Source organism: Poseidonocella sp. HB161398 (genome assembly GCF_005870025.1).
Classification (GTDB): Bacteria; Pseudomonadota; Alphaproteobacteria; order Rhodobacterales; family Rhodobacteraceae; genus Mangrovicoccus.
The window spans coordinates 116653-134469 of the sequence record NZ_VATA01000014.1 but is presented as its reverse complement, the minus strand read 5'-3'; the positions used below and the strand labels follow the sequence as shown (position 1 = coordinate 134469).

Here is a 17817-nt window from a genome sequence, read left to right as displayed (position 1 = left end):
TCTGCTCCCGGTCAGGCGCGCGCGGTCTTGCGCGGCTGAAGGAGCAGGCCCTCGGCGGCGGCGCGCAGGCCCGCGCGGGCCGCTTGCAGCGCGCGGTGGCGCTCGGCGAGGCGGCTGCGGCCGAGCCGGATCCGCGACTGTGCCGAGACCAGCCCGCGGGCCAGCCCCTCGGGACCAGGCCCGCCCGTGCCGGAGCGGCGCTCGACGAAGGCGCGGGGATCGAGCGCGGCGTCGATCTGCTCCTGCGAGAGCCGCGCCTCGGCCATGCCCAGTTCGGAGGCGACCCGGGCCAGCGCCGCGGCGGTCAGCGTCTCGGGCCCGGTGCCGCGGGCCAGCCCGTCGCGCATCACCGCCTCGGCGAGCTGCTCGGCGCGGTGGCGCGCCATGCCGCAATGCCGCCCGAGCGCGGCGGCCAGGTCGATTGCCAGGCTCCATTCGCGCGCGGCGAGGCGCGCGGCGCGGCCGGCATCGACCCGCACCTCGCCCAGCAGCGCCGCGATCTGCGGAAGCTCCGCCAGCACGGCGCCCGAGATGTCGATGGCCGCCTGCTCGGTGGCATCGCGGCCGAAATTCGCCAGCGCGGTCGGGCCGCGCTCGGCCAGCGTCGCGGTGGCCAGAACGCCCTGGGCGCGTGCCGCGAGCATGCGGATCTGCCCCAGCACCGCCGGGCCCGCATCGCGGCCCAGCCGCGCGCCCCCGGCCGCGCCGGGCAGCGAGACCAGCCCCTGGCCCGGCCCCGCCCAGAGCAGCAGGTCGTCGGCCAGCCGCGCCGCGGTCAGGGTCAGGATCGCCAGCGCGCCGGTGAATTCCAGCATCAGGTCATGGCCCGCCACCGCGTCATAGGTGTTCTCGACCAGCCCGTCGAAGCCCAGGAGCTCGGCCGTGCGCAGCCGCCGGACCGGCAGGTCGGCGCCTGCCAGGCTGCCTGCCCCGGCCGGCGAGCGGTTCACCCGGCCATAGAGCGCCACCAGCCGCTCCGAGTCGCGGGTCAGCGCCGAGTCGATCATCAGCGCCCAGTGGCCGAAGGTCGTCGGCTGCGCCGGTCCGCCCTGGACCTGCGCGGCGACGATCTCGCCGGCATGGGCCTCGGCGAAGCCGATCAGCGATTCGCGCAGCTGGTAGAGCGCCTCCATCAGTTCCAGCAGCCGCTCGCGGGCGAAGAGCCGGAAGCCGGTCGCCGCCAGTTCCGCCGGGCTGCGCGCCAGGCCGAGCTGTCCGCCCACCGCCGCGCCGAGCCGCGCCGTCACCAGCCGCTCGCCCGCCAGGTTGCCGCCGCCCACGCTGTCGCGGGCGTCGAAGACGCCTTCGGTCTCGGTGTCGAACAGCGTCGACAGGATCGTCGCCCCGGTCTCGGGGGCGACGAGTTCGCTTTCCACCAGCATGACCATGTGCGCCAGGTCGAGCTCGTGGAGATGCGGTGCCGTCTCGGGCCGCACCGGATCCTCCGGCAGGGCCTGGGCGAGGGCGGGGAACGGGCCCGGCGGGGTGTCGGTCATGCGTTGACGGCCTTTCTTGCGTTCAGCGACCGTAGCTGGACGGACGGGTCTTCGAGAAGCCCCTTCTCCACCACGGCGCCGCTTTCGATCAGCGCGGTGACCGGGCGGGTGTCGCGTCCCTGGTCGATCATGACGGCCCCGGCGATGCGGCCGTCCCGGAGATAGAGCCGGGTCTGCGGTCTCTCCGGCGCGCCGCGCAGCACGCAGTCATCGGCGCCCAGCGGATCGCCCAGCACCTGCAGGTTCAGCCCCTGCTGGTCGGTCCAGAACCAGTGGACCGGCGCGTAGTCCGAAGCGAGCCCGGCCATGCGGCGCGCGACATGGGCGCCGTGGCGGCGGGCATGCTGCCAGGTCTGCCAGCATTGCGGCGCGCCCGAGGGGCCGGGAAAGACCGTGGCGTCGCCGGCCGCGAAGATGCCCGGGACCGAGCTCTGCCCGTCGGCATCGACCAGGATGCCGCGGTCGAGCTTCAGCCCCGCCGTCGCGGCCAGCGCGGTGTCGGCGTCGAAGCCGATGCCCGCGACCATGAGGTCCGCGGCCAGGACCGAGCCGTCCTTCAGCGAGACGACCTGGCGGCCGTCGGCCCGGGTGGCGATGCCGGTGATGGCGGCGCCAAAGAGGAACTGCACCCCGGCCGCCTCGTGCCGCGCCTGCAGCAGCGCCGAGATCTCGGGCGGCAGGCTGCGCGCCATGACCCGGTCGCCGGCCTCGATCACCGTGACCTCGAGCCCGAGCTTGCGTGCGGAGGAGGCGGTCTCGAGCCCGATCACGCCGGCGCCGATCACTGCCAGGTGCCCGCCCTTGCGCAGGGCGGCATGGAGAAGCCGCGAATCGGCTGCGGTGCGCAGCACGTGGCAGGCCTCGCCGCCGGGCACCGGCAGGCGGCGCGGCGTGCCGCCGGGCGCCAGAAGCAGCCGGTCGTAGCCCAGCCGCGTGCCGTCGGCCAGCGCGACCTCGCGCGCACCGGCATCGATTCGCTCCGCGTGCCGGCCGCCATGGAAGGCGATGCCCGCCGCGGCCCAGTCATGCGGCGCCGCCTCGGGGAAGGTCTCGGCGGTCAGCCATTCCTTGGACAGGGCGGGGCGCTCGTAGGGCAGGCCCGCATCGGCGTCGACCAGCGCGATCTCCGCCTCGAGCGCGCCGGAGGCCACGGCCCTGGCCAGCTCCTGCGCCGCCGCGGCGCCGGCATGTCCGGCGCCGATGATCACGAAACGCTGCGTCATGCCACCGGGTTCTCCAGCGCGCCGATGCCGCTGATCTCGACGCGCACCGTGTCGCCGGGCACCAGGTAGACCGGCGGGGCCATGCCGATGCCGACGCCCTCGGGCGTGCCGGTCAGGATGATGTCGCCGGGCTCCAGCGTGATGACGCGGGAAATCGTCTCGATCAGGGTGGGGATGTCGAAGATCAGGTCCTTCAGCACCGCATCCTGCCGCTTCTCGCCGTTGACATGGGTGGTCAGGCGCATCTCGCCCAGCTCGGGAATGTCGGCGGCGGGGGTGATGCAGGGGCCCATCGGGCAGAAGCCGTCGATCGACTTGCCGATCAGCCACTGGCGGTGGTCCTTCTGCAGGTTCCGCGCGGTGACGTCATTGGCGACCGTGTAGCCCCAGACATGGTCCATCGCCGCCGCCTTCGCGATGCCGCGGCCGCCCTTGCCGATGACGACGGCCAGCTCGCCCTCGTAATCGGTGCTGTCCGAGTAGTCGAGCCAGGAGGGAATCGGCGCGCCGGGGCCGGTCACGGTGCTGGGCGCCTTGGTGAAGATGATCGGAAATTCCGGCGTGGCGTCCTTGCCCGCGGAGGCGTCGAAGCCCGAGCGGTGAAACTCCTCGGCATGGGCATGGTAGTTCTTGCCGACGCAGAAGAGGTTGCGGCCCGGGCGCGGCAGCGGCGCCAGCAGCACGACCTCGTCGAGCGGCAGCGGGGCCGCGGCGGCGGCCATCTCCGCGGCCTCCGCCTCGCGCCCGATCAGGTCGAGAAGGTCGCCGCCGCGGCACAGCCCGTCGAGCGGCAGGACGGCGGTGCCGTCCGCGCTCAGGGCGCCCGCCCGGGGGGCGGCGGCGGAATCAGCGGCAGGTCGAAAGCTCACATATTTCATACTTGGTCTCCTTGTCCGCGTTCTGAATACAAAATGAAGCCGTGTCGGTCAATCTGAATGCTTAATCAGGAGGCGATTGCCATTTTGATAGGTTACTTCCGTCCAAAAAAATGTTGACTACGGAATTCACCTACGTTTTGTATTCAAAACAGGCCCAGCAGGGCATGACCGGCAGAGAGCTGCCGACCGACAGCCAAAGGACTCCGATGCTATGAAGGACTTCGCCAGTGTTCAGGTGAACTGGCCGCGCAAGGACTATTCCCGCGTGCCGTATTCGATCTATCACGACCCCGAGATCTACCAGCTGGAGCAGGAGAAGATCTTCCGGGGCCGCTGCTGGAACGTGCTCTGCCTGGAAGCCGAGATCCCTAATCCGGGCGACTTCCGCGTCTGCCATGTCGGCGACACGCCAGTGGTGGTGAACCGCGACGACGACGGCGAACTCTACGCCTTCGTCAACCGCTGCGCGCATCGCGGCGCCGAGATCGTCCGCGAGCCCTGGGGCACCGCGAAAGAGCACACCTGCATCTACCATGCCTGGCTCTACAACCGCAAAGGCGACCTGAAGGGCGTTCCCTTCCGCCGCGGCGCCAATGGCAAGGGCGGCATGCCCGCCTGCTTCGACATGAAGAACCACAACCTGGTGAAGGTGCGCGTCACGTCCTTCAACGGCGTGATCTTCGGCACCTTCCATCACGACATGGAGCCGATCGAAGAGTATCTCGGCCCGCTCTTCACCAAGCATGTCGGCGAGATGTTCAACCGTCCCGTCAAGGTGCTCGGCTACCAGCGCCAGCGGATCAACGCCAACTGGAAGCTCTATCCGGAGAACATCAAGGACGCCTATCACGGCTCGCTCCTGCACGAGTTCAACCGGACCTTCGGCCTGTCGCGCCTGACCCAGGTCGCGGGCGGCTACATGGACGAGAAGCACCGCCACTCGATCCTCTTCCAGTACAAGGGATCGGACAGCGACGAGGAAGCTCTGAAGGCCTATATCGAGAACGGCGTGAAGAAGGGCGAGATCGCCGGGCTGAACGACTACTCGATGGTCAACATCATCGACGAGAACCCGTTCGGCATGTCGACCCGCGTGATGAACGTCTTCCCGAACTGCTTCTTCCACCAGATCGGCAACACCCTGGCGATGCGCAAGATCCGCACCCTGGGCGTCGACGCGTTCGAGCTGACCTGGGTGCTCTACGCCTACGAGGACGACAGCGAGGAAATGGTCCAGCACCGGCTGAACCAGGCCAACATGGTGGGCCCGGCGGGCCTGATCTCCATGGAGGACGGCGAGGCGCTGGAAATGGTGCACCGCACCACGAAATCCGCCGCGGAAGAAGAGATGGCCGTCATCGAGATGGGCGGCATCGGCGAGATCGGCGACCGCGACACCCGCGTGAACGAAGTCACTATCCGCGGCTTCTGGGCCTATTACGCGCAGCTCATGGGCTTTGCCCCGGAAGGAGCCGAACAATGAGAGACCTGATGGACAAGCCCGCCGCGCGCAAGACCGACCGGTCGATCCCGATGGAGGTGCGCCAGGCAGCCGCCGACCTGATCATGGACAGCACGGTCCACCTGGACCGGATGGAGCTGGACGCCTGGATCGAGTGCTTCGACGAAACCGCCGAATATCACGTGATCCCGCGCGAGAACCTCGAAGTGGGCTATGGCGCGGCGGTCATCCGCTGCAATTCGCTCGATGTCATCAAGGACCGGCTGATGGTTCTCGACGTGTCGAGCAAGTACAACCCGCATTGGGACCGGCACTTCCTGAACGGCACCCAGTACCTGTCCTACGAGGACGGGATCCTGGAGGCGCGCACCAACTTCATGATCGTGCAGTCGTCGCTGGAAGGCTTCTCCAAGCTCTTCGTCGCCGGTCACTATGAAGACAAGATCGTCATGACCGATGCCGGGCCGCGCCTGCGCTCGCGCGTGGTCGTGCTCGACACCTTCTCCGTCCCGAACCTGATCGCGGTCCCGCTCTAAGGAAATCCGATGGCATACAATATCTACAAGTCCCAGTTCCGCCAGCTTTCGCCCGAACGGCTGGAAGCCTGGTCCAAGGTCAACACCGCTTCGGCCTCGGACATGATGAACCGCGGCCAGGCGATGGGCCATGACATCAAGCCGCTCGACCGCTCCATGCGGATCTGCGGCCAGGCCCGCACCGTGCGCGCGATCCATGCCGACAACTCGATCATCCACTACGCCAATTCCCATGCCCGTCCGGGCGAGGTCGTGGTGGCCGAGGCCGGCGGCAATTGCGAGGTCGCCATGTTCGGCGGCGTCACCGCGCTGGAAGGCATCAAGCGCAAGCTCGGCGGCCTCGTGATCGACGGCGCGGTGCGCGACATCAAGGAATCCATCGATCTGGGCTATCCGATCTTCTGCAAGGGCGTGACGCCGAAGGGCCCGCACAAGGCCTTCGGCGGCGAGATGGACCGGCCGATCGCCTGCGGCGGCCTGACGGTGAAGCCCGGCGACCTGATCCTCGGCGACATGGACGGCATCACCGTCGTGCCGCTGGAATGGGAAGAGGAGATTTTCGCCAAGGTCACCGAGTTCCGCAAGACCGAGGACTACTGGCTGACCATCTTCGAGGGCCCGAAATCGCTCTACGAAGTGCTCAATATCCCCGAGCCGACCTTCATCGACTGACGACCAAGGACCAAGACACATGAATATCGCCTATATCGATCCGCCGGGCTCGGTCCCGGCCCAGGGGCTCTATACCTCGGTCGGCCATCTCGAAGGCTCGGCCTACCGCTTCGTCGCGGGCCAGCTTTCCGTCAACGCGGCCGGCGACATCGTCGGCGCGGACGACTTCGACGCGCAGTTCGACCAGGTCTTCGGCAATCTCGAAGGCGTCATCAAGGGTCTCGGCGGCACGATGGCCTCGGTGGTCAAGTTCACCACCTTCGTCACCTCGCGCGACCATATCGACCCCTTCATGAAGAAGCGCGCCGCGGACTTCCCGCAATGGTACCCCTCGGGGATCTTCCCGCCGAACACGCTCCTGATCGTGCAGGGGCTGGTGAAGCCCGAGTTCAAGCTCGAGGTGGAAGCCGTCGTGGCGATATGACAGGCAGGGACGGGGGGTTTTTCCCGACGCCCCGTCCCTCGTCGAAACCCTGACCGCCGGAGGTCCCATGGACGGAAACCAGCTTGTCGCAGGCACGCTCTACCGCGAGATCCGCGAGCGGATCCTCTCCGGGCAGTACGCCCCGGGATCGGTGCTGCGCCAGGAGGACATCGCCCGCCAGTTCGAGACCAGCCGCGTGCCCCTGCGCGAGGCCTTCTCGAAGCTCGAGGCCGAGGGCTTCCTGATCCTGCGGCCGCGCCGTGGCTATGCGGTGATCTCGCTGGAGCCCGAGGAGATCGCCGAGATCTTCGACCTGCGCACGGTGATCGAGGGCCAGGCCGGCCAGATCGCGACGCGGATGCAGAAGTCCGGCGATGCCGAGGCGCTGGAGGCGCTGCTGGCCGCCATGGCGGAGACCAATCCGCTGGAGCAGGAGGGGATGACGCGCTGGTGCGAGCTGAACCGCGCCTTCCACGAGCGCATCCTGGAATGCTGCAACCGCCCCCGGCTGCAGCGGATCGCCCTGCAGCTGCGCGACCAGGTGGAGCCCTATGTCCGGGTGGAGCTGGCGGTGACCGGCGATGTCGCCGAAGCCACCCGCGACCACGAGGAGATCGTCTCGGCCTTCCGCTCCGGCGATGCCGAGCTCGTCGGAGAGCTCTGCGCCGTCCATTGCAGCCGCACCGCAAGGCGGCTTCTCGACAAACTCAGAGCCCCCGCGCTCACGGCAGACGAGGACAGATGAGATGACACAGACAAGCGAAATGGTGAAGGTGCTCGAGAGCGCCGCGCTGGAAGAAGGCGGCATGACCTCCGTCAATGTCGGCGAGGAAGAGGTCGCGCTCTACCGGGTGGAGGGGGTGGTCTACGCCACCTCGAACATCTGCTCCCACGCCTATGCCATCATGACCGAGGGCTACCTGGACGGCGACTGCATCGAATGCCCGCTGCACCAGGCGCTGTTCTCGATCAAGACCGGGGAACCGGTCGACGCGCCGACGGACAAGCCGCTTCCGGTCTTCGCGACCGAGGAACGCGACGGCGCCATCTACGTCAGGGTCTGATCCGCCTCCCGCCTGAGGGACACGGACACCCCTGCTTCCGCACTGTGCGGCCCCAGAGCCGCAGGAGACGTCCCGGCCGCATCGCCCCATGCGGACGAGGACACCGGCTTGCCCTTGCCCCGGGCAAGCCGGAGCCAAAGGCCCGCCAAGAGGCCGGAACCGGGACAAAGTCCCACAATGCCACCTCCAACAGGGAAGCCGCGACATGTTTGCAACCTTACTGAAATCCCGCCTCACCGGCAGCGCTGCCGGGATCGCCCTGGCCGCGATGGCCGCGCTGCCGCTCTCGGCCGCCGACCTGGACGACGTCACCTTCGCCCTGCCGAGCTCGACGGTGCTGCCCTATCACGGGTTCATCTTCCTCGGCATCCCCGCCGGGTTCTACGAGGATCTCGGCCTCGACGCCGATGTCGAGCGCATCCAGGGCTCTGCCGCCGCCGTGCAGCTTGTCGCCTCGGGCGATGTCGACATGGCCCATATCGGCCTTTCCGCGCTGATCGCCGCCAAGAAGAGCCAGCCCGAGCTGCCGGTCAAGGCGGTCTTCCTGCAGGACATCGCGCCGATCTACTCGATCGCCATCCCCAAGGGCACCGGCCTTGCCAGCCCGGCCGATCTGAAGGGCAAGAAGCTGGGCGTGCTCAGCCTCTCCTCGGGCGCCGTGCCGTGGTCGAAGGCCTATCTCGCCAAGGAGGGCCTCTCGGAGGATGACTACGAGATCGTCGCCATCGGCTCGGGCGCGCAGGCCTATTCGCTGCTGAAATCCGGCGAGGTCGACGCGATCAGCTTCTCCCGCGGGCTCTCCGCCGCGCTCGAGATCCTCGGCGCCGAATTCGACTACTACGCCCCGGACGAGCCCTCGGGCGTGATCGTCGCCAACACGGAATTCCTCGCCGAGCATCCCGATGTCGCCACCCGCGCGCTCGAGGGCGTGGTGCTGAACCAGACCTTCATGGAGATCAACCCCGAGGCGGCCACCCGCTATTTCTGGGACTATGTCTCGAAGCCCGCGGGCATCTCCGAGGAAGAGGCGCTGAGCCAGGGCGTGACCTACATCACCCGCACCGCCGACATCTGGAAGGACTACAAGGACACCTCCCGCGACTGGGGCCGGATGACCGACGAGACCTGGACCGGCCTGATGGAGTTCGGCCCGATCGCGGCGAGCTTCGAGAACGAGGACGCGCTCGGCGATTTCGTCTCCTCGCTCTACACCAACGAGCTGATCGACGCGGTGAACGAGGTCGACCTCTCCATCGCCGAAAAGGCAGCGGCGGAATGAGGGGCGCGGCCATGCTCAGGGCCGTTCCCGAAGCCGGTTCCCCCATGGGGGACCGGTCGATCCGGCTCGAGGACATCCGCCTGACCTATGGCAGCCGCGAGGCCGGGGTCACGGCGATCGAGGATTTCTCCTGCGACATCGCCGAGGGCGAGTTCGTCACCATCGTCGGCCCCTCGGGCTGCGGCAAGTCGAGCCTGCTGCGCCTGCTGATGGGGCTGCAGATGCCGACCGAGGGCCGCGTGCTGCATGGCGGCAAGCCGGTGGAGAAGCCGACCCGCGACTTCGGCATGGTCTTCCAGGCGCCGGTGCTGCTGCCCTGGCGCAATATCCGCGAGAATGTCGCCATGCCCGCGCGGGTCGCGGGCGAGGACATGAAGGCGGCGCGCGTGCGTGCCGACGAGCTCCTGGAAATGGTCGGGCTCAAGGGCTTCGGCGACCGCTATCCCTGGGAGCTCTCGGGCGGCATGCAGCAGCGCGCGGGCATCGCGCGGTCGCTCCTGCACGATCCCGACACGCTGCTGATGGACGAGCCCTTCGCCGCGCTCGACGCGCTGACGCGCGAGAAGATGATGTTCGAGCTGCAGTCGATCTGGATGCGGCAGCAGAAGACCGTCGTCTTCGTCACCCACGGCATCTCCGAGGCGGTGTTCCTCTCCACCAAGATCGTGGTGATGACCGGCCGGCCCGGCAAGGTGCTGAAAGTGATCGACAACCCGCTGCCGCGGCCCCGCAGGCTGGAGCACATGGCCAGCGACACCTTTGCAGACCTGACCGTCGAACTGCGCCGCCTGCTCGGCGCGTCGGAAATGGGAGACCACTGACCATGCCTGCCGACCACGCCGCCAACCCGCCTGCGCCGGTCTTCTCGCCCCGCGTCGCGCACTGGCTCCGCTACCGCAGCCAGTACCTGATCCCCGCCGTCGTGCTGATCGCCGTCTGGTGGCTGTCGGTCGCGATCTTCGACGTGCCGGGCTACGTGCTGCCCGATCCCGCCTCGGTGGTGCGCGCGCTCGTCAACGGGCTCGCCTCGGGCGACTATGTCGAGGCCGCCGCCGCCACCACCAGCTCGATCCTCGGCGGCTTCGCCGCGGGCACCGCGATCGGCATGACGCTGGCCATCGTGATGGTGCTCTGGCCGGTGCTCGACCGGCTGGTCTTCCCCTATATCGTCGCGCTGCAGTCGATGCCGAAGATCGCCATCGCGCCGCTGATGATCGTCTGGTTCGGCTTCGGCTACGGCGCCAAGGTGGCGATCGTCGCCATGGTCGCGGCCTTCCCGGTGCTCGTGAACATGCTCGCCGGGCTGCGCGCCACCGAGCACGAGCGCATCGAGCTGATGCGCGCGCTCGCCGCCTCGCGCGTGCAGATCCTGACCCAGGTGCTGATCCCCTCGGCGCTGCCCTACCTCTTCGCCGGCCTCTCCGCCGCGCTGGTCCTGTCGGTGACGGGCGCCATCGTCGGCGAGTTCGTCGGCGCGCGCAAGGGCATCGGCGTGCTGATCCTGCAGGCCAACTACGCGCTGGACCTCGCCTCGGTCTTCGCGCTGCTGCTGCTGCTCGGCGGCATCTCCGCCGTGCTGAACCTGCTTTTGCGCATGGCCGGCGCCCGCGTCGTCTTCTGGACGCACCGCAAGAGATAACTTCCAAGAAACGGACCTGAGACAATGCCTCTCAACGACTTCTCCAACCCGCTGCGGCCCAAGCTGCAGGGCGCCGATCCCTGCAAGGGCCTCTGGGTGACGATGGACTGCGCCACCGTGACCGAACTGGCCGCCGAGCTCGGGCTCGACTGGGTGACGCTCGACATGGAGCATGGCAACCTCGACTACAAGGACGTGACCGAGCATCTGCGCGCCGCCAAGGGCAGCGACACGGCCGTCCTGGTGCGCGTCCCCGCGATCACCGTCGATGCGATCAAGCGCGTGCTCGATCTCGGTGCCGACGGCGTGCTGCTGCCGCTGGTGCGCACCGCCGAGGACCTGGAGCTCGGCATGCAGTTCGGCCGCTACCCGCCGCGCGGCCAGCGCGGCATCGGCGGCGAGCGCTCGCTGCGCTGGGGGCTGAAGCTGCAGGAATACCTGGCGATGGCCAATTCCGAATGCATGGTCATCCCGCTGATCGAGCTCGGCGACGCGGTCGACAATATCGACAGCATCCTCGAGGTCGAAGGGCTCGAGGCGGTCTTCCTCGGCCCGGCGGACCTGTCCTCCAGCCGCGGCTATCTCGGCGAATGGGAGGGTCCGGGCGTCGCGGAGGAGATCCTGACCGTGCTGGAGAAGGCCGGGAAGAAGGGCATCGCCTCGGGCATCATGGCGATGGACAATGCCGATCTGATGATGCGGCTCGAGCAGGGCTTCCGCATGGTCGGGCTCGGCTCGGATGTCGGCATGATGTCCCGCCAGCTGCGCCCGATGCTCGCCGAGCTCGGCGGCCGCAGCTTCGAGAAGCGCTGGTTCTGACCCGCATCCCGGCCCGTCCCGTTGCCCGTCCGGGGCCACGGGGCGGGCCGTTCCTGCAGACGGGAGCGCGGGGCAAGGCCGCCTGCGGAGGCGCCTTTCGGGCGGCCGGCTAGAGCCGGTAGACCCGCCGGGCCGTGCCGCCGAAGATCTCCGCCTGCGCCGATGCGGGCAGATCCGCGGCCAGCGCCCTGGTCGTGCCGAGCCAGTCGCCATAGCGCCCCGAAAGCTCCAGCACCGGCCAGTCGCTGCCCCAGAGCAGCCGCTCCGCCCCGAAGGCGGCCAGCACATGGCCGAAGACCGGGGCCAGCGCGGCGCCGCCCCAGCCCGGCCCGTATTCCCCCGCCAGTCCCGAGAGCTTGCAGGCGATCTGCGGATGCGCCGCCAGCCGGTCCATGCCCGCGCGCCAGGCCGCGCCGGGATCGCCATCCGAGAAGAGCGGCTTGGCGCAATGGTCGATCACCACTGGCAGGCCGGGCAGGGCGGCCGCCAGCCGGTCGATCGCCTCCAGATGCCGCGGCGTGACCAGCGCGTCGAGGCTCAGCCCCGCGCGGCGCACCGCCTCCAGCCCGTCGAGCACCTTCTCCCGCAGGATCCAGCCGGTCTCGGGAATGTCTTGCAGCATCGGCCGGATGCCCTTCAGGAGCGGATGCGCGATCGCGCCCAGCTGGTCCGCGGCGTCGCCCTCCAGATCGATCCAGCCGACGACGCCCAGAACCATCGGCGTGCGCTCGGCCAGTCCGAGCAGGAAGCGCGTCTCGTCGAGGCTCGGCGCCGCCTGCACCAGCACGCTGCCCGCCACCCCCTCCGCCGCGGCCAGGGGGGCGAGATCGCCGGGCAGGAAATCGCGGCGGATCGGCGCCACGCTGTCATCCATCCAGCCATAGTCGCCGCGCGAGATCTGCCAGAAATGCTGATGGGCGTCGATGAGCACGGGACCTTCTCCATTGACATGTTTTTTATAATAAGAAACATAAAAGCGGGCGGGCGGCGCTGTCAACCGGCGGCGAGCCGTGCCGGCCCGAGCTTGGAGGAGCATCATGAAGGTTACCCGCATCGGCGCGGCCGGGATCCCGGTCACCGCCGCGGCATTCGGCTGCGCGAGCATCGGCAATCTCTACCGCGCGGTCAGCGACGCCGCCGCCGGAGCGGTGCTGGAGGCCGCCTGGGCGGCGGGCATCCGCTATTTCGACACCGCCCCGCATTACGGCCGCGGCCTCTCCGAGCTGCGGCTCGGCCGCTTCCTCGCCTCGCATCCGGACGCGGTGGTCTCCTCGAAGCTCGGCCGCGTGCTCTCGCCCGCGCCGGAGCCGATCGCCGAGGCCGACGGCTTCGTCGCGCCGCTGCAGATGGCGGCCCGCTACGACTATTCCGGCGACGGGCTGGAGGAGAGCCTGGAGCAGAGCCTGTCCCGCCTCGGCCGCACCCGGCTGGAGATCGCCTATGTCCATGATCTCGGACGGCACACCCATGGCGCGGCCCATGCCGCCCATCTGGAGGCGTTCCTCGGCTCCGGCTACGAGCGGCTGGTGCGGCTGCGCGCGGCCGGGCGGATCGGGGCCTTCGGGCTCGGGGTCAATGAATGCGGCATCTGCCTCGAGGTGATGGATCACGGCCCGCTCGATGTCATCCTGCTGGCCGGGCGGCTGACCCTGCTCGACCGCGGCGCCGAGGCCGAACTGGTGCCGCGCTGCCGGGCGGAGGGCACGGCGCTGGTGCTCGGCGGGGTGTTCAATTCCGGCATCCTCGCCACCGGGCCGGTTCCGGGCGCGCGCCATGACTACGGCCCGGCACCCCGCGAGGTGCTCGACCGCGTGGCGGCCCTGCAGGCGGCGGCGGAGGCCGCGGGCACGACGCTCCCGGCGGCGGCGCTGGCCTTCGCCGCGTCGCATCCGGCCGCGGCCAGCGTACTTCTCGGCACGGCCTCGCCGGAGGAGCTCGCCCGCAACCTTGCCCTGCTTGCCGCCGGGCTGCCCGCGGGGGCGGAGCGGCTGCTGGCCTGAGATGGAACCCGCGACGAACGGTCTTTTATGATAAAGAACGGTTGACGCCGGACCCGGCCCGTGACTTATTGTTTGTAATTATTTTGTACAGATCGGGAGGAGATGCTGGCCATGCCTGCGAAGACGACCGCACCGGGGGGCCGGAGATGAGCGCCGGGGGGATGATGCTGGCCGGGGTCTGCGAGGCGCCGGGCCGGTTCGCCGCGCTGGAGCGCGCCATGCCCTCGGAGGTGCCCGAGGGCTGGGAGCTCTGCGACGTCGCCGCGATCGGGATCTGCGGCACCGACTACCATATCTTCGAGGGCAAGCACCCGTTCCTCGACTATCCGCGGGTGATCGGCCACGAGCTGTCCTGCCATGTCCGCGGCGGACCGCGCGACGGCGAGCTCTGCGTGGTCAATCCCTATCTCTCCTGCGGCAGCTGCCGTGCCTGCCGCCGCGGGCGGCCGAATTGCTGCAGCCGGATCGAGGTGCTGGGCGTGCATCGCGACGGCGGCATGTGCGCGCGCATCGCGGTGCCCTCGGCCAATCTCTACCCCGCCACCGGGCTCGATGCCGGGGCCGCGGCGATGGTCGAGTTCCTGGCGATCGGCGCCCATGCGGTGGCGCGTTCGGGCGTCGGGCCGGGCGATCTGGCGCTGGTGGCCGGGGCGGGGCCGATCGGGCTCGGCTCCGCGCTCTTTGCCCGGCTCGCCGGGGCCGAGGTCCATCTGGCTGATCTCAGCCCGGCGCGGCTCGCGGCGGCGCAGCGGGTCTTCGGCTTCGAGCGGCTGCACCAGCCGGGGCCGGAGATGCTCTCGGGGCCGCTGGCAGAGGGGTTCGACACGGTCTTCGACGCCACCGGCAGCGCCGCCTCGATCGAGGCGGGCATCTCCTATCTCGCCCATGGCGGCACGCTGGTGCTGGTCAGCGTGGTCAAGGGGCGGATCGGGGTCGAGGATGCCGAATTCCACAAGCGCGAGGCCCGGATCATCGGCAGCCGCAACGCGCTGAAGCCCGATTTCGAGCGGGTCATGGCGGCGATGCGGGCCGGAGAGGTGCCGGTGGCGGGGATCGCCACGGAGCGGCTGCGGCTGTCCGAGCTGCCTGCAAGGCTGCCCGCCCTGGCGGCGGCACGAGACGACATCATCAAGGTCCTGGTGACCCCCTGAGGACAGGCACATGACGGCAATCACCGAGAACCGGGCGGTGCTCCGCCTGCACGAGAGCGACAATATCCTCGTGGCGCTCGATGCGCTCCCGGCGGGGGTGCCGCTGGGCGGCGGGCTCCGCACGGCCGAGCCGGTCCCGGCCGGGCACAAGATCGCGGCGGCGGAGATTGCGCCGGGCGCGCCGGTGCGCAAGTACGGCCAGATCATCGGCGTGGCGACGCAGCCCGTGCCCGCGGGCGCGCATGTCCATTCCCACAATCTCGGCATGGGCGCGCACCGGCAGGATTACGGCTTCGGCAGCGAGGCAGTGCCGCTGCCCGCGGCGGCGGCCCGGGCGGAGTTCCTCGGCTACCGCCGCCCCTCGGGGCAATCGGGGACGCGCAACTACCTGGGCATCCTGACCTCGGTCAATTGCGCGGGCTCGGTGGCGCGCTTCATCGCCGAGGCGGCGGCGCGCGAGGACCTGCTTGCGGCATTCCCCGGGATCGACGGCATCGTGCCGGTGACCCATGGCTCGGGCTGCGGCATGTCCGGCAAGGGCGAGGGCTACGACACGCTCTTCCGCACGCTGGCGGGCTATGCCCGCAACCCGAATTTCGGCGCCATCCTGATGATCGGGCTCGGCTGCGAGGTGATGCAGATCCCCGATCTGGCCGGGCGGCAGGCGCTCGGCGACCGGGCGCGCTTCCGCTACATGACGATCCAGCACGAGGGCGGCACCCGCGCCACGGTGGAGCGCGGCCTGGCGATCCTGCGCGAGCTGGCGGCCGAAGCGGACCGGGCGCGGCGCGAGCCGCTGCCGGCCTCCGGTCTGGTCCTGGGGATGCAGTGCGGCGGCTCGGACGGGTATTCCGGGATCACCGCCAATCCCGCGCTCGGACATGCCTCGGATCTGCTGGTGGCGCAGGGCGGCATCTCGATCCTGTCGGAGACCTCCGAGATCTACGGCGCCGAGCATCTGCTGACGCGACGCGCTGCCGACCCCGCGACAGGGCAGCGGCTTGTCGAGCTGATCGACTGGTGGGAAGCGTATACCGCACGGAATTTCGGCGAGATGGACAACAACCCCTCGCCCGGGAACAAGCGCGGCGGGCTGACCACGATCCTGGAGAAGTCGCTCGGTGCCGTGGCCAAGGCCGGGCGCGCGCCGCTCTCGGGGGTCTACCGCTTCGCCGAGCCGGTGACGCGGCCGGGCTTCGCCTTCATGGACAGCCCCGGCTACGATCCCTGCTCGGTGACCGGCCAGACCGCCTCGGGGGCGAACCTGATCGCCTTCACCACCGGGCGCGGCTCGGTCTCGGGCTACCAGCCGGTGCCCTGCCTGAAGATCGCGTCCAACTCCGATCTGTGGCGGCGGATGGAGCCCGACATGGACATCGACTGCGGCGCGATCCTCGAGGGCGTGCCGATCGAGGAGAAGGGGCGGGAGATATTCGAGGCGCTGCTGGCGCTGGCCTCGGGCCGGCCCAGCAAGAGCGAGGCGCAGGGCTTCGGGGCGGTGGAATTCGTGCCCTGGCAGCTCGGCGCCGTGATGTGAGACGGCAACGGCCAAGGGAGGAGAGCCGATGACGGATTTGACGCGGCAGGCGGTGCTGGTCACCGCCGCCGGGCAGGGGATCGGCCGGGCGACGGCGCAGGCCTTTGCCAGGGCGGGGGCGCGGGTGATTGCGACGGATATCCGCGAGGAGGCGCTCGCCGGGCTCGAGGGCTGCGAGACCGCGCGGCTCGACGTGCTCGACAGTGCCGCGGTGGAGGCGTTCTGCGCGAAGGCGGGGAGGGTCGATGTCCTCTTCAACTGCGCGGGCGTCGTCCATTCGGGCACCGTGCTGGAGGCGAGCGAGGCGGATCTGGACTTCGCCTTCGACCTCAACGTCAAGGCGATGGCGCGGATGATCCGCGCGACCCTGCCGCGGATGCTGGCGCAGGGCGGCGGCTGCATCCTCAACATGTCCTCGGTCGCCTCCTCGGTGAAGGGCGTGCCGAACCGCTTCGCCTATTCGCTGACCAAGGCGGCGGTGCTGGGGCTGACCAAGTCGGTGGCGGCGGACTATGTCGGGCAGAACATCCGCTGCAACGCGATCTGCCCGGGCACGGTGCAGTCGCCCTCGCTCGACGAGCGGCTCTCCGCGACCGGCGACTACGACGCGGCGCGGGCGGAATTCGTCGCCCGCCAGCCGATGGGCCGCATCGCCGAGCCCGGCGAAATCGCCGATCTTGCCGTCTATCTGGCGGCGGCCCGCTATGCGACCGGCCAGTCCGTCTGCATAGATGGCGGCTGGTCCCTCTGAGACCAACCAGGAACAGAAGAAGGCACGACATGAAATTGCTGCGCTACGGTGCGCCGGGAGCCGAGAAGCCCGGGCTGATGCATGCGGACGGCACCATCCGCGATCTGTCCGCCCTGGTCCCGGATCTGGCCGGAGAGGTGCTCCATCCCGAGGGGCTGGCGCGGATCGCCGCCGCCGATGCCGATGCGCTGCCCAAGGTCGCGGGCGCGCCGCGCCTCGGCCCGCCGGTCGCCGGAACGGGGAAGTTCATCTGCATCGGGCTGAACTATGCCGATCACGCGGCCGAAAGCGGCATGGCCGTGCCGCCCGAGCCGGTGATCTTCATGAAGGCGACCAGCGCGATCTGCGGCCCGGCCGATCCGATCGTGATCCCCCGCGGTTCGCAGAAGACCGACTGGGAGGTCGAGCTGGCCGTGATCATCGGCAAGCCCGCCAAATACGTCTCCGAGGCGGAGGCGATGGCCCATGTCGCGGGCTACGCGGTGGCCAATGACGTCTCCGAGCGCAGCTTCCAGGCCGAGCGCGCGGGCCAGTGGACCAAGGGCAAGAGCTGCGACAACTTCGGCCAGCTCGGTCCCTGGATGGTGACCGCTGACGAGATCCCCGACCCGCAGGCGCTGGCGATGTGGCTGACCGTCAATGGCGAGAAGATGCAGGACGGCTCCAGCGCGACCATGGTCTACGGCGTGCGCTTCCTGGTGCACTATCTCAGCCAGTTCATGACGCTGCATCCCGGCGACGTGATCTCCACCGGCACGCCTCCGGGCGTCGGCATGGGGATGTCGCCGCAGCGCTTCCTGAAGGCAGGCGATGTGGTCGAGCTGGGCATCGACGGGCTCGGCTCGCAGCGCCAGGAGGTCGTCGCCGACTGACGCCCCGGGGCGGC

At 69.5% G+C, this 17817-nt stretch carries 19 protein-coding genes; 15 read left to right on the top strand and 4 right to left on the bottom strand.

Annotated elements, in window-relative coordinates; genetic code table 11:
• Positions 1-11 precede the first annotated feature (11 nt).
• The 3 genes from FGX59_RS13340 to FGX59_RS13330 are packed head-to-tail and all read right to left on the bottom strand — an operon-like array spanning position 12 to position 3597.
• Positions 12-1496 carry a lyase family protein gene (locus FGX59_RS13340; RefSeq protein ID WP_138467058.1) on the bottom strand — a complete coding sequence of 495 codons (1485 nt, stop codon included), beginning with the start codon at positions 1494-1496 and terminating at the stop codon, positions 12-14.
• Positions 1493-2719, bottom strand: a complete 1227-nt coding sequence (locus FGX59_RS13335) for an NAD(P)/FAD-dependent oxidoreductase (RefSeq protein WP_138467056.1) — start codon at positions 2717-2719, stop codon at positions 1493-1495. The genes FGX59_RS13340 and FGX59_RS13335 overlap by 4 nt, the downstream gene beginning before the upstream one ends.
• Positions 2716-3597 carry a fumarylacetoacetate hydrolase family protein gene (locus FGX59_RS13330; protein ID WP_138467054.1) on the bottom strand — a complete coding sequence of 294 codons (882 nt, stop codon included), beginning with the start codon at positions 3595-3597 and terminating at the stop codon, positions 2716-2718. Before FGX59_RS13330 ends, FGX59_RS13335 begins: the two co-directional genes overlap by 4 nt.
• A 211-nt stretch (positions 3598-3808) precedes the next feature.
• On the opposite strand from FGX59_RS13330, the gene FGX59_RS13325 reads away from it, so the two are divergent.
• The 10 genes from FGX59_RS13325 to FGX59_RS13280 all read left to right on the top strand — a co-directional run bounded on the left by FGX59_RS13325 (position 3809) and on the right by FGX59_RS13280 (position 11492).
• Complete coding sequence (locus FGX59_RS13325) at positions 3809-5080, top strand: Rieske 2Fe-2S domain-containing protein (RefSeq protein WP_138467053.1); 1272 nt, start codon at positions 3809-3811, stop codon at positions 5078-5080.
• Entirely contained in the window at positions 5077-5595 is a 519-nt protein-coding gene (locus tag FGX59_RS13320) for an aromatic-ring-hydroxylating dioxygenase subunit beta (protein WP_138467051.1), read from the top strand. Before FGX59_RS13325 ends, FGX59_RS13320 begins: the two co-directional genes overlap by 4 nt.
• Before the next feature lie 9 nt (positions 5596-5604).
• Positions 5605-6267, top strand: a complete 663-nt coding sequence (locus tag FGX59_RS13315; protein ID WP_138467049.1) for an RraA family protein — start codon at positions 5605-5607, stop codon at positions 6265-6267.
• A 19-nt stretch (positions 6268-6286) separates the two neighbouring features.
• The gene (locus FGX59_RS13310; RefSeq protein ID WP_138467047.1) at positions 6287-6691 is read left to right on the top strand and encodes a RidA family protein; all 405 of its coding nucleotides are present in this window, start codon (positions 6287-6289) and stop codon (positions 6689-6691) included.
• 67 nt (positions 6692-6758) lie between these two features.
• Positions 6759-7436, top strand: a complete 678-nt coding sequence (locus FGX59_RS13305; RefSeq protein WP_138467045.1) for a GntR family transcriptional regulator — start codon at positions 6759-6761, stop codon at positions 7434-7436.
• Position 7437: 1 nt separating this feature from the next.
• Positions 7438-7755, top strand: a complete 318-nt coding sequence (locus FGX59_RS13300; protein ID WP_171060637.1) for a non-heme iron oxygenase ferredoxin subunit — start codon at positions 7438-7440, stop codon at positions 7753-7755.
• 205 nt (positions 7756-7960) lie between these two features.
• Positions 7961-9034 (top strand): ABC transporter substrate-binding protein, encoded by a 1074-nt coding sequence (locus FGX59_RS13295; protein WP_171060636.1) that lies wholly within the window; start codon positions 7961-7963, stop codon positions 9032-9034.
• A gap of 11 nt (positions 9035-9045) precedes the next feature.
• A complete protein-coding gene (locus tag FGX59_RS13290; RefSeq protein WP_240722433.1) occupies positions 9046-9855 on the top strand; it encodes an ABC transporter ATP-binding protein in 810 nt (269 codons plus the stop codon).
• A gap of 2 nt (positions 9856-9857) precedes the next feature.
• On the top strand, positions 9858-10673 hold the full coding sequence (locus tag FGX59_RS13285; protein WP_138467037.1) for an ABC transporter permease: 816 nt from the start codon (positions 9858-9860) through the stop codon (positions 10671-10673).
• 24 nt (positions 10674-10697) lie between these two features.
• Positions 10698-11492 carry an HpcH/HpaI aldolase/citrate lyase family protein gene (locus FGX59_RS13280; protein ID WP_138467035.1) on the top strand — a complete coding sequence of 265 codons (795 nt, stop codon included), beginning with the start codon at positions 10698-10700 and terminating at the stop codon, positions 11490-11492.
• 109 nt (positions 11493-11601) lie between these two features.
• Here FGX59_RS13280 and FGX59_RS13275 read toward each other — a convergent pair whose 3' ends face one another.
• A complete protein-coding gene (locus FGX59_RS13275; protein WP_240722431.1) occupies positions 11602-12423 on the bottom strand; it encodes an amidohydrolase in 822 nt (273 codons plus the stop codon).
• A 106-nt stretch (positions 12424-12529) separates the two neighbouring features.
• Here FGX59_RS13275 and FGX59_RS13270 point away from each other — a divergent pair, with 106 nt between their 5' ends.
• The 5 genes from FGX59_RS13270 to FGX59_RS13250 all read left to right on the top strand — a co-directional run bounded on the left by FGX59_RS13270 (position 12530) and on the right by FGX59_RS13250 (position 17803).
• Complete coding sequence (locus FGX59_RS13270; RefSeq protein WP_138467033.1) at positions 12530-13492, top strand: aldo/keto reductase; 963 nt, start codon at positions 12530-12532, stop codon at positions 13490-13492.
• A gap of 146 nt (positions 13493-13638) precedes the next feature.
• Positions 13639-14643 carry an alcohol dehydrogenase catalytic domain-containing protein gene (locus tag FGX59_RS13265; protein ID WP_138467031.1) on the top strand — a complete coding sequence of 335 codons (1005 nt, stop codon included), beginning with the start codon at positions 13639-13641 and terminating at the stop codon, positions 14641-14643.
• Between the two features lie 10 nt (positions 14644-14653).
• Positions 14654-16180, top strand: coding sequence for a UxaA family hydrolase (locus tag FGX59_RS13260; protein ID WP_138467029.1), 1527 nt, complete (start codon positions 14654-14656; stop codon positions 16178-16180).
• Positions 16181-16208: 28 nt separating this feature from the next.
• On the top strand, positions 16209-16931 hold the full coding sequence (locus FGX59_RS13255) for an SDR family oxidoreductase (protein WP_138467027.1): 723 nt from the start codon (positions 16209-16211) through the stop codon (positions 16929-16931).
• A gap of 29 nt (positions 16932-16960) precedes the next feature.
• Positions 16961-17803: a fumarylacetoacetate hydrolase family protein gene (locus FGX59_RS13250; RefSeq protein WP_138467025.1), complete on the top strand. Its 843-nt coding sequence runs from the start codon at positions 16961-16963 to the stop codon at positions 17801-17803.
• Positions 17804-17817: the final 14 nt, after the last annotated feature.

What these genes read in the sequence shown, in the direction of transcription:
- FGX59_RS13330 (WP_138467054.1), bottom strand. Translation starts at nt 3,597, where the DNA reads ATGAAATATGTGAGCTTTCGACCTGCCGCTGATTCCGCCGCCGCCCCC.
- FGX59_RS13265 (WP_138467031.1), top strand. Translation starts at nt 13,639, where the DNA reads ATGAGCGCCGGGGGGATGATGCTGGCCGGGGTCTGCGAGGCGCCGGGC.
- FGX59_RS13335 (WP_138467056.1), bottom strand. Translation starts at nt 2,719, where the DNA reads ATGACGCAGCGTTTCGTGATCATCGGCGCCGGACATGCCGGCGCCGCG.
- FGX59_RS13250 (WP_138467025.1), top strand. Translation starts at nt 16,961, where the DNA reads ATGAAATTGCTGCGCTACGGTGCGCCGGGAGCCGAGAAGCCCGGGCTG.
- FGX59_RS13270 (WP_138467033.1), top strand. Translation starts at nt 12,530, where the DNA reads ATGAAGGTTACCCGCATCGGCGCGGCCGGGATCCCGGTCACCGCCGCG.
- FGX59_RS13315 (WP_138467049.1), top strand. Translation starts at nt 5,605, where the DNA reads ATGGCATACAATATCTACAAGTCCCAGTTCCGCCAGCTTTCGCCCGAA.
- FGX59_RS13255 (WP_138467027.1), top strand. Translation starts at nt 16,209, where the DNA reads ATGACGGATTTGACGCGGCAGGCGGTGCTGGTCACCGCCGCCGGGCAG.
- FGX59_RS13310 (WP_138467047.1), top strand. Translation starts at nt 6,287, where the DNA reads ATGAATATCGCCTATATCGATCCGCCGGGCTCGGTCCCGGCCCAGGGG.
- FGX59_RS13295 (WP_171060636.1), top strand. Translation starts at nt 7,961, where the DNA reads ATGTTTGCAACCTTACTGAAATCCCGCCTCACCGGCAGCGCTGCCGGG.
- FGX59_RS13280 (WP_138467035.1), top strand. Translation starts at nt 10,698, where the DNA reads ATGCCTCTCAACGACTTCTCCAACCCGCTGCGGCCCAAGCTGCAGGGC.
- FGX59_RS13325 (WP_138467053.1), top strand. Translation starts at nt 3,809, where the DNA reads ATGAAGGACTTCGCCAGTGTTCAGGTGAACTGGCCGCGCAAGGACTAT.
- FGX59_RS13320 (WP_138467051.1), top strand. Translation starts at nt 5,077, where the DNA reads ATGAGAGACCTGATGGACAAGCCCGCCGCGCGCAAGACCGACCGGTCG.
- FGX59_RS13285 (WP_138467037.1), top strand. Translation starts at nt 9,858, where the DNA reads ATGCCTGCCGACCACGCCGCCAACCCGCCTGCGCCGGTCTTCTCGCCC.
- FGX59_RS13300 (WP_171060637.1), top strand. Translation starts at nt 7,438, where the DNA reads ATGACACAGACAAGCGAAATGGTGAAGGTGCTCGAGAGCGCCGCGCTG.
- FGX59_RS13260 (WP_138467029.1), top strand. Translation starts at nt 14,654, where the DNA reads ATGACGGCAATCACCGAGAACCGGGCGGTGCTCCGCCTGCACGAGAGC.
- FGX59_RS13290 (WP_240722433.1), top strand. Translation starts at nt 9,046, where the DNA reads ATGCTCAGGGCCGTTCCCGAAGCCGGTTCCCCCATGGGGGACCGGTCG.
- FGX59_RS13340 (WP_138467058.1), bottom strand. Translation starts at nt 1,496, where the DNA reads ATGACCGACACCCCGCCGGGCCCGTTCCCCGCCCTCGCCCAGGCCCTG.
- FGX59_RS13305 (WP_138467045.1), top strand. Translation starts at nt 6,759, where the DNA reads ATGGACGGAAACCAGCTTGTCGCAGGCACGCTCTACCGCGAGATCCGC.